Origin of the sequence: Rhodococcus sp. NPDC049939 (genome assembly GCF_040656415.1) — a bacterium.
GTDB lineage: Bacteria > Actinomycetota > Actinomycetes > Mycobacteriales > Mycobacteriaceae > Rhodococcus_F.
In genome coordinates, this window is sequence record NZ_JBFAMC010000009.1 from 1 (window position 1) to 9988 (window position 9988).

At 65.3% G+C, this 9988-nt stretch carries 4 protein-coding genes; all 4 read left to right on the plus strand.

Annotated elements, in window-relative coordinates; genetic code table 11:
* Positions 1–82: 82 nt before the first annotated feature.
* Entirely contained in the window at positions 83–2878 is a 2796-nt protein-coding gene (locus AB0I57_RS19945) for a condensation domain-containing protein (protein ID WP_358339289.1), read from the plus strand.
* A gap of 15 nt (positions 2879–2893) precedes the next feature.
* Positions 2894–7354 carry a condensation domain-containing protein gene (locus AB0I57_RS19950; RefSeq protein WP_358339292.1) on the plus strand — a complete coding sequence of 1487 codons (4461 nt, stop codon included), beginning with the start codon at positions 2894–2896 and terminating at the stop codon, positions 7352–7354.
* Positions 7351–8190 carry a 3-hydroxyacyl-CoA dehydrogenase family protein gene (locus AB0I57_RS19955; RefSeq protein WP_358339295.1) on the plus strand — a complete coding sequence of 280 codons (840 nt, stop codon included), beginning with the start codon at positions 7351–7353 and terminating at the stop codon, positions 8188–8190. The genes AB0I57_RS19950 and AB0I57_RS19955 overlap by 4 nt, the downstream gene beginning before the upstream one ends.
* Positions 8177–9988: AMP-binding protein (locus AB0I57_RS19960; protein WP_358339298.1), on the plus strand; the 1812-nt coding region annotated here is incomplete at its 3' end. The genes AB0I57_RS19955 and AB0I57_RS19960, both read left to right, overlap by 14 nt.

Sequence of the window (9988 nt, forward strand, 5' to 3'; positions counted from 1 at the left end):
TCGGGTGGGGTTGACGGCGGCGAGTTTTGTGGCGAATCCGTTTTCGGTGTCGGGTTCGCGGTTGTATCGGACGGGGGATTTGGTGCGGTGGTCGGTTGAGGGGGTGTTGGAGTTTCGGGGGCGTGGTGATTTTCAGGTGAAGGTGCGGGGGCGCCGGGTGGAGTTGGGGGAGGTGGAGGCGGTTTTGGCCCGGTGTCCGGGTGTGGGGCAGGCGGTGGTGGTGGTGCACAACTCGGCGGTTGCCGAGTCGGTCCTCGCGGCGTACGTGACCGCGGAGGAGGACGCGACTATCGACACGTCCGAAGTGACGCGGTTCGCCGAATCCCTCCTCGCGCCCTTCATGGTGCCTGCCTCGGTAACGGTTCTGGATCGGCTACCACTGGGAGCCAACGGAAAGGTCGACCGGCGAGAGCTGCCGGAGCCCGAGTTCGCGCCCCGGACTTTCCGTGCGCCCACCACGCTCTACGAAACGGTGGTCGCGGACGTATTCGCCGAGGTCCTCGCGATCGATGCGGTGGGCACCGAGGACGACTTCTTTGCATCCGGGGGAAACTCCCTGACCGCGACGCAGGTGGTTTCGCGAATCAACGCGGCACTCGGGACGGCGCTCGACGTTCGGGAAGTGTTCGAGACGCCAATGGTACGTCAGTTGGCCGCCCGCGCGTCGCGGTCGATCGCCGGCTGCGAGACTCGTCCGGCGGTCGTGGCGCCGCGTCCGGATCGGGTGCCGCTCTCGTGGGCCCAGAACCGGATGTGGCTCATCAATCAGATCGACCCGTCCTCGCCCGCTTACAACGTCGCGACAATCGTCCGGTTGTCGGGTGAACTCGACTTTGCTGCAATGGCTTCCGCATTCGAGGATGTGTTACGGCGGCACGAGTCGCTCCGTACCTGGTATCCCTACGGCACCGCGGGGCCCACCCAGGAAATTGTCGGCGCCGACCAGGTCGAGAAAATCGCGATGACGACAGTCGAAAACGCTCTGCACGAGCAGATTTCGAATCTGGTGTCCGAGGGGTTCGACGTCGCGGCCGCAGTCCCGCTTCGGGCCCACTTGTTCGAACTCGAAGAGCAAGAGCATGTCCTGGTTGTGGTGTTGCACCACATAGCCGCCGATGGGTTCTCGATGGCCCCGCTCGCCCGGGACATGATGGCTGCGTATGCAGCGCGTTCCAAGGGGCATCCGCCGGGCTGGGAACCGCTGCCCGTTCAATATGCCGACTACGCCCTTTGGCAGCGCCAACTTCTCGGCTCGGAAGACGACCCGGACTCGCTGCTCTCGCGGCAACTCGACTACTGGCGGTCCGTGCTCGCAGACGCGCCTGCTGTGGCGGTGTTGCCAACGGACAGGGATCGCCCGCAGCGCCGATCGGCTGGCGCGGGAAGGGTGACCTTCTCGATCGGCGCGGACCTGCACAGGGACGTGGTGGCGCTCGCGCGGGCGCGACGGTGCACGGTGTTCATGGTCGCGCATGCAGCACTTGCGTTACTGCTGTTCCGTTCGGGTGGATCCGACGACGTGGTGATCGGCTCGCCGGTGGCGGGCCGTGGTGACGCGGTGCTCGATGACGTGGTGGGGATGTTCGTGAACACCCTCGTGTTGCGGACCCGGGTATCGGGGACCATCGACGATCTGCTCGCGCATGTCCGCGAAAGCGACCTCACCGCCTTCACTCACTCGGGTGTGCCCTTCGATCGGGTGGTGGAGGCCCTGAACCCAGAGCGGTCCCAGGCGTATTCACCGCTGTTTCAGGTATTACTCGAATTCCGGAACACCGAGAGTCCAGAACTCGAGCTGCCGCAGTTGCAGGTCGAGGTGCTCGAACCTGAAGTGGTCTCCTCGCTCTTCGACTTGCAGCTGGCGCTCACGCAGCACTACGACGGGTCTGGGATATCGGATGGAATGACTGCGTGCTTTACCTATTCCACTGATCTGTTCGACGAGGAGACGGTCACGGCCCTCGCCGACCGGTTCGTCAGGATTCTCGCCGCAATTGTCATCGATCCGTCTGTTGCGGTCGCCGACGTCGACATCCTGGCCCCGGCCGAGCGGACACAACTTCGACAATGGCGCACTCACTCAGGGGTGATCGTCCTCGATCCCCGGCTGCATCCCGTACCCGCAGGTGTCACGGGCGCGGTCTACCTCGTCGATCCTGACGAGGAAGATGTCCGGCAGGAGATCTCGTCGTCGGACGCGGCAGAGGCATTCGTGGCGAATCCGTTCGGCCCCCCTGGGTCCCGGATGGCTCGGACGGAGCGACTCGCGCGGTGGACCCGCTCAGGGCTCCTGGTCGACGTCAGCGCCGCCGAGGATTCGCCGGAGCGATCGGTCACCGACGTTGTGGCGAGCCATCCAGCCGTTCGTGAAGCGGTGGTCATCGAGGGCGTGACCGGTGTGGTTGCCTTCTGGGTGCCGGTGACTACAACGACCGTGCTTCCGGCAGCAGAGGACCTGCGAGCGTTCAGCGCACACCGACTCGATTCCGGGCTGGTGCCCAAGCAGTTTCTCGCACTCGGCGCAATCCCACGAACTACCGAGGGCAACGTGGACGAGGACGCGCTGCGCGCCCTGATCTCAGATGCCGAACCGTCGGACGTCTCGCGGAATCACTGGACGCCCCTTCAGCAAGAGGTCGGTGAGCATTGGGTGGCTGTACTCGGGCACGACGACTTCGGACGCGACGACGGGTTCTTCGACGTCGGTGGCAATTCGCTTCGTGTCGTGGAGTTGCAACGACGCCTTGACGAGAGATGGCCTGGAATCTTGCGGGTGGGTCAGCTGTTCGAGTTCGTCACTGTCGCGGCGCAGGCAGATGCTCTCTCCGATTCAAGCCCGATGACCGAAAACGACATGCCGGCAACCTTCGAATTCTGACCCCTGGAGGCGATCTTGACGAGGCCACACCGTATTCCGGGCGACGACGACATCGCCGTGGTCGGTGTCGCCGCGCGTTACCCCGAGGCGGCGAACTTGTCGGAGTTCCGCGCCAACCTCGCCGCCGGTCGGGATTCGGTGCGTGGGGTCTCGCGAACGCGGGCGGAGGCGACTGGGCTCGGCAGGCCGTTGGACTATCGGCCGATGGCGTTCGTCGAGGACATCACCACATTCGACTACTCGTTCTTCTCCTTGTCGAAACGGGAAGCTTCGCTGATCGATCCGCAACAGCGGCTGGCGTTGGTCCTGGCACACCAAGCCGTCGAGGACGCCGGGTACTCGACCACCGACTTCCGCGACAGCGCGACGGCAGTGATATTCAGCGCAGCCACCTCGACCTATCCGGCGATGTGGGCGGAACCGGGTGCGCTGAGCACACTGGGCAACGTTCCGTTTGCCACACCGGCACGGATCGCCTATCACCTGGGCCTCACCGGGTCTTGCTACGCCGTCGACTCAGGCTGTAACGGCTCGCTCATCGCCGTGCATCAGGCCTGTCGGGAATTGCGTTCCGGCGATGCAGACTTTGCACTCGTCGGCGGTGTCAGCTTGCGTGTGAACGGAATTCCCATGGACATGAGCGTCGGCTCTTCCGAGCTGATGTCGCCGGGTGGGCGTTGCAGGGCGTTCGACGCAAACGCGGACGGCACTGCGGTAGGCGAGGGAGGTGCGGCGCTTCTTCTCACCACGATGGCTCGTGCACGCGCCGATCGAGTCCCCGTCCACGCCGTGATCCGCGGCACCGCGACGGTATCGAGCGGGCACTCGTCGGCCACCATCAGTTCTCCGAGCGCACGGGCTCAGGTGACAGTCATCGCCAAAGCCTGGCGAAATGCGGGGCTGGAGCCGAGCGATGCCGGGTACCTCGAAGCCCACGGTTCGGGCACTCCGCTGGGAGACGCCGTCGAGCTCGAGGCCGTCACGGCAGCGTTCGACGGCAGGCCTGGCGTCTTGCCGATCGGTTCGGTGAAGACCAACGTCGGCCATCTCGACCACGCCGCCGGGGTCACCGGTCTGGTCAAAGCAATTATCGGGGTCGAGCACGGCGAGCTGTACCCGTCACTGCATTTCGAGCGACCGACCGGTGGAATCGATTTCGCCGCCAACGGGATCGAGGTGGTGACCGAGATGCGGTCCTGGAGCGACGAGGGCGGGCCGCGGCGGGCCGGAGTGAGTTCGTTCAGCCTCGGTGGCATCAATGCTCACTGCGTGGTGGAGCAGCCGCCGCGCGTCTCGGTTCGTCAATCCCGAGAACGCGATGTGACGGCCCGGCTGGTCGCGGTGTCGGCGAAGAGCGTGAGTGCGCTGGCTACGCTGTGCACCGACCTGGTGACGGTCGTGGGCGATCTGGACATCGACGATGTCGCCTTCACGCTCAATCGCGGTCGTCCGCACTACGAACACCGTGTTGCGGTGCAGGCACGCAGCAGCGCGGAACTCTCGAAGCGGCTCGGCGCGCGTGCCGCTGAACTCGAACGGCAAAAGGACACATCGGCAACCGGAAGCCGGAGGACCCCGTCGGTAGCGTTGTTGCTCTCACCCGACCCGGTGCCGCGGGGACTTCGCGGCCACGCTTTGCCGCCTGAACTTCCGGCGTCCGGCGAAGTGGCGGACCTCCTCGCCGGTCAGATCGCCATTCACCGGGAACTGCGATCCGCCGGTGTCGGTGTTGACGCTATCCTCAGCGGCGGGGTGTCGCGCTATGCGGTCCGGTACGTGCTGGGCAAGCTCGCGGAGGTAACCGCGACCGAGATCGCGGCAGCGGCCGCGAATCCATCGATCGAGGCGACACGGGTCGTCGCCGTCGCGCGGGACATGCTCGCGGACGGACCCGTCGTCTTCGTGGACCCGAGCCCGACCGGGCGTCTGGGCAAACTCCTGGCCGGCGCTCTCGGCGGCGAGCCGAATGCAGAAATCCTCGAGGTTGCAGATACTTCCGATGCAGTGACAGATCTGCTCGCTCGGCTGTACGAGCACGGAGTCGATATGGACTGGGCAGCGCTCGCCCCCGGCGACGACTCCGCCCGCCGGGTGCGGCTGCCCGGTCACCCGCTGCGTGGCTCCAGGTGCTGGTTCGATCTCCCCGATGTCCCGGAATGGAACCCCATTCCGAAAGATCTTTCATCGGAACGGGACTCGGCACCTGTACCCGAGCCATCCGGGGACAGCCTCGAATGGTTGCGCGATACCCTGCGCGAGTTGCTACACAGCGAAACCGACATCAGTGCCGACGACGACTACTTCGATCTCGGTGGAAACTCTCTGATCGCCATGCAGCTCGTCGACAAAGTGACGCAACAGTACGGCTTCCGGCCCAAACTCATCGACCTCTACGAGCGGCCGAGGGTCGCGGACTTCGCGGAACTCCTCGGCGACGATGCGTCGCGGCCGGCCGGTTTGCCTCCCGTCACGGCCCGGGATCGGCACATAATGTCCTACGGCCAAGTCCGCATGTGGTTCCACCATCAACTCGACCCCGCGACGACGATCTACAACTTGCCGACGATGACCGACTTGCACGGGCCGATCGACGTTGCGGCCGTCCGGGGCATGTTGGAGGATTTCGCGGCACGGCACCAGGTGTTGCTGTCCAACTACATAGAAGTCGACGGCGAACCGGAACTGCGGATCAGGGAATCGCTCGGCGAGTTCTTCCGCACCGCCGACGTGTCAGGCGAACCGGACCCCGTTGCCGCGACGCGCGCACTCGTACAGGAAGCGGCTGTGGCGCCGTTCGACTTGGCCACCGATCCACTGGTTCGGGCATTGTTGGTGCGGATCGGCCCGGACGAGCACGTCCTGCAGGTCACCTCGCACCATTCGGTCAACGACGGTGGTTCGCCGCGGATCTTCGAGCACGAACTTCCGGTTCTGTACGCGGCGCGCCGGGCAGGCGTGCAGGCCGACCTCGCCCCGCTGCCCGTCCAGTACTGGGACTATGCGCTCTGGCAGCGGGAACTGATCGCGAGCACCGCACTCGATACGGAGCTCGACTACTGGAGAAAGGTTCTGGAAGACGTTCCGCTGTTGCATTTGCCAACCGACTTCCCACGTCCGGAGCGCAAGAACTTCACCGGCGCGTTCCACACCTTCACGATCAGTGCGGAACTGACAGAAAGTGTGCGAGCCATTGCAAGGCGCGAGTCGGTGTCGCTGTTCGTGGTCCTGCTCTCTGCCTTCTACCTCCTCATGGCGAGTCGCAGCCGCCAGCGCGATCTCGTTGTCGGGACGCCGACGACCGGACGAAATCGGCCCGAACTCGGCGGCCTGATCGGATACTTCAACAGCACAGTGGCACTGCGCGCCGACCTGTCGGGCGATCCGAGCCTCACGGAACTGTTCACCCGGGTACGGGATGTAGTGCTCGGCGCCCTCGAGCACCAAGAGATCCCGTTCGACCGTGTCGTCACCGCGCTGACCGGCGATCGCGATCTGAGCCGAACGCCCTTGTTCGACGTCTGCTACGTGCACCAGGAGCTACCTGCCCTGCAGTCACAGCAAGGGCTCACCGAGACGTTGTTCGACCAGGACAACCCCGGATCCATTGCGTTCGGCGGCGTGCCGTTCGGTACCGCAAAGTTCGATCTCACCCTCGTCACGACGGACCGGGACGGCGAGGAGGACATGGCTGCCGGACTCGAGTTCAGCACCGAACTGTTCACCGAGCAGACCGCTGCGGAGATGGTTGCGGAGTTCCTCGGCATCCTCGAGAAGGTGGCGGGCATGGCCCCCACACAGCCGATTTCCCTGTTCCTGACGGCTCCGGCCGACGCGTCGGTACCCCGTCCGATGACAGCACCACCGCCCTTCGTCCCGGCTGACCGCCCAAGGCAAGCTGTCAATGGCACCGAACCCCGCAGCTACGTGCGGGGATGCGTGAGAGAGCCCCTGGACGACGCCCCCGGGATGCCCGAATTGCTCGCCGCTTGGCTCACGTTGCTCGCCTGGTATACCGGTGAGGACGGCGTCGCCGTGGATACCGTTCCTTCCCCGGGTGCCCGGTCTCGGCTGGTGAGTGTCGACATCTCCGACGATCCCACCTTCCCGGAGTTGGTGTCGGCCGTGAGTCGGCAGTTGTCTGCGGACGTAGGCGCGAACGAATCGGCAGGAGAGCACTTTCCGGTTCGCTGCGACGGAGAACGCAGTAGCGACAGTGACAATGGCGACCAACGGGTGCCTACCACCGTCGAACTAGGGCTCTCATGGACCACGAGACCGGTACCGGGAACGGCACTGACTCTCGAACTCGATTACGCCACTGAGCTTTTCGACCGGAGCACTGTCGTGGCGATGCTTGCCGACCTCCGCCGGTTGCTGACGGGGCTAGCGGAACACCCCGATCTACCTGTCCAGGAGGTGGCGATGGAATTCGCCGATGGAGACGAGAGCGATCACTCCCCTGAGGCAGCACGATGAGCGTCGGTGTGGTCGGGGCGGGAACGATGGGTACCGGAGTGGCCGAGTGTCTGGCCCAGGCTGGTCACGACGTCGTCGTCGTCGAACCGGACCCGCACATGGTCGAACGGGCTCGCTCGCGGACGAGGGACTCGCTACGGCTGGCCATACTGCTCGGACGAGGTGGCCCAGAACCCGCCGAGGCGGTGGCCCGGGTGAGTTGGACAGGGCAGATGTCCGATCTGGCAGAGGCAGCCGTCGTCATCGAATGCGTTCCCGAACGAATCGGCCTCAAGGAGGAGGTGTTCGCGGAACTGGACCGCGTCTGCTCGCCCGACGCGCTCCTTGCCACCTGCACCTCCGGCATCCCCGTCGACAGGCTCGCGGCGAAAACCACCAGACCGGAGAATGTCGTCGGCCTGCACTTCATGAACCCGGCACCGTTGAAGGACACGGTCGAGGTTGTGCGAGGTCCTCGTACGTCGCCGGAGTCGCTCGATCGCGCCCTGGCATTCGTCGAGTCGCTGAACAAGACCGGCATCGTTGTCGGTGACGGACCCGGCTTCGTGCTCAATCGCGTTCTCATGTTGTCCATCGGTGAGGCGGCAGCCACCCTCGACGCCGGCTTGGCTGACGCCGAGACGATAGATGCCCTGTTCGAGGGTTGCCTCGGGCACCCGATGGGACCGTTGCGCACCGCCGATCTGATCGGCCTCGACAACGTCCACGACACCATGACCACGCTGTGCGAGTTGACCGGCGACGACCGCTACCGCCCGCCCGAGTCGCTCGCCGCTCTGGTCGAGGCCGGCCACTTCGGGCGCAAGACCGGGCGAGGGTTCCATGACTACGGGTGAGGTGACAGCGGGTGAGGTGCTGCCACTGAACTACGACCAGCGCACAGTGCTTCGTACAAGCCAGAGCGATGCCACGTTCGGACAGTATCTCGAACTCGACGGTCCACTCGACGAAGATGCGTTCTGCGCCGCACTGAGCCAAGCTCTCACCGAACACGGTGGTCTGCAAGACGCTTTCGTGCTCGACGGTCCTGAACCGAGCAGGTTCGTCGGCACCGGTCCCGTGGTCCTGCCCGAGATCATCGATGTGACCGCATCGGACGATCCTGGTGGCCGGGTGGCGACATTGATCGACCATTTCAGGAACCTGCCGATGAGCCTTGCCGCCGGACCGTTGCACTCGAACGTCTTGTTCCGACTGCCCGACGCACGATACGGCTGGTTCCAGCGCTATCACCGAATTGTCAGCGACGAACAAGGCATGGCCGCGGCGGTCGAGCGTACCGCCGAGATCTACGAGGCTGTGCAAGCGAATCGAGACCCGCGTGTGGAGGAACCGGGTCCGTTCGTCTCGCCCAGAGCCCAGTTGGCAGCCGACGCACGCTACCGCGAGAGTAAGGCGTGGACGGACGATCGATGCTACTGGGCGCAGTTGCTCGAGGGGGCACCCTTGTCGGTTCCCCCACCTGGCCCGGCCACTGAACAGGTGAGCACGCGCCGAGTGAGGGTTCCCGCACCCGGCGCGTTGACACGGCTGGCTCGCCGTAGCGGTGGCGGTGCTCCCGCAGTATTGCTCGCCGCACTCGCGCTGTACTGGCACAGTCGCACGGGTCTCGACGACGTGGTGCTCGGACACCGCAGGCAGGGCAGCATCACACCGGTCAGGCTGGTGCTCTCCCCACACCACACCTTCGACGCGCTGACGCGAGAGGTGGGCGTACAACTTCGACGATCCCGCAGGCACCGGTTCCTTGCAGCGATGGATATGCCTGCACCCGATCCCATCTCGTGGCCGGTAGTGGGTGGGATACGGGAGTCGCTCCGGGTCGACCGGATCGGCGAGTGTGTCGTCTCGGTGACGAATCGATGGGAGTCCGCCGGTGACGGAGAGGTCTTCTCCGTCGAAGTCGGCGAGGGTTACTGGACCGTCGACCTGGACGGCGCCGGTGATTTGCAGCGTTTCGCCGATGTTCTCACCGCCGGGATCGATTCCCCAAGTGTGTCTTTGGGTGGCTTGGGTGTGGCGTCGGGGGTGGGGTTGGTGTGTGGGGGTTCGGGTGTTGTGGGGGGGACGTTGCCGGAGGTGTTGGTGGCGGGTGCTCGGGTGGATCCGGGGGCGGTGGCGGTGTCGTTGTCGGGTGTGCGGGTCTCGTATGGGGAGTTGGATCGGTGGTCGTCTCGGTGGGCGCGGGTGTTGGTTTCTCGCCGGGTGGGGCCGGGGTCGGTGGTGGCGTTGGGGTTGCCGCGGTCGGTGGAGTTGGTGGTGGGGGTGTGGGCGGTGGCGAAGTCGGGGGCGGCTTTCGTGCCGGTGGATCCGGGTTTGCCTGCGGCGCGGGTGGTGGAGTTGGTGGCCGATTCGGGTGCGGTGGTGGGGTTGACGGTGTCGGGGCGGGGGTTGCCGGATGCGGTGGAGTGGTTGGAGGTTGATCGGCCCGGGTTCGGGGAGGGGTTGTCTGATGGGCCGGTTTCGGATGGGGATCGGGTTGTTCCGCTGCGGCCGCATCATCCGGCTTACCTGATGTATACGTCGGGGTCGACGGGGCGGCCGAAGGGTGTGGTGGTCACGCATGAGGGTGTGGCGAATTTGGCTGTCGAGGAGCGTGATCGGTTTTCGGTGACGTCGTCGTCGCGGGTGTCG

Excerpts from the sequence above, each read along its gene's own strand:
- AB0I57_RS19955 (WP_358339295.1), top strand. The coding sequence starts at position 7,351 with ATGAGCGTCGGTGTGGTCGGGGCGGGAACGATGGGTACCGGAGTGGCC.